Annotated in this window: 1 protein-coding gene; it reads left to right on the top strand. The window is 41.2% G+C overall.

Annotated features, from left to right (window positions below; genetic code table 11):
* On the top strand, positions 1–941 hold a 941-nt coding region (locus tag IUY40_RS19155; RefSeq protein WP_317190943.1), incomplete at both ends, for a Calx-beta domain-containing protein.

Below are 941 nucleotides of genomic sequence, written 5' to 3'. Positions count from 1 at the left end.
TTACAGCAAATGTTGCAGAAGGATCAAGTATTAGTATAAAAGTGAGTTTGCCAGAAGGCGTTACTCTGGGTAATCCACTGATTGTAAACTACAGGGTATCAGGCACAGCCACAAGTGATACGGACTATAGCGCTTTAACAGGTTCGGTAACGATTCCTGCAGGTGATAGTTATGCAATGATAGAAATAGCTGCTAAAAATGATAATCTGATAGAACCAGACGAAACGGTAGTTATAACAGGAGGAACTGTCTCAGGATTTACTTGGGGAAGTGACAATGTAGCTACAGTTACCATTAAGGATGTAATTGATCCAGTAAACAGAGTATTGAGTTTTTCTTCAGATAGAGCAAGTGTTGCAGAAGGGGAAAGTACTACTCTGACGGTAAGTTTACCACAAGGAATTGCTGTGACAAGTCCACTAGATATATACTATGAGATAGCTGTTTCTAGTACAGCCATAAATGGTGCGGACTATGAAACGTTATCAGGTGTGGCAACGATTCCTGCGGGTTCAGGTATGGCAATAATAGAAGTAGAAGCTTTGCTAGATAATCTGATAGAAGCAAACGAAACGATTATTATAACGGGAGCTGCATCAGCAGGATTTACTTGGAGTGCTACAGCCAATACTGCTACAGTAACTATAACAGATTCCAATCCGTTATCGGATAAGGTATTGCGTTTTAGTCCAACAACAGAAAATGTAGCAGAGGGCAGCTCGACAACGCTAGAAGTACTTTTGCCAGAAGGAGTTACAGCTACGAGCGATATTACATTCAACTATGCAGTTGATGGTACAGCAACTAGTGTTGACGATTATACACGATTGACTGGAATAGGAACGATACCAGCAGGCCAAAATTCAGCGGCTATTGTTGTTACTGCATTAACGGATGCTATTATTGAGCGTGATGAGACTGTAATTTTAGCAGGAGGCGCC

Source organism: Flavobacterium sp. ALJ2 (genome assembly GCF_015594725.1).
Classification (GTDB): domain Bacteria; phylum Bacteroidota; class Bacteroidia; order Flavobacteriales; family Flavobacteriaceae; genus Flavobacterium.
The sequence above is the reverse complement of the archived record's forward strand: the minus strand, read 5'-3'. Positions and strand labels throughout refer to the sequence as shown.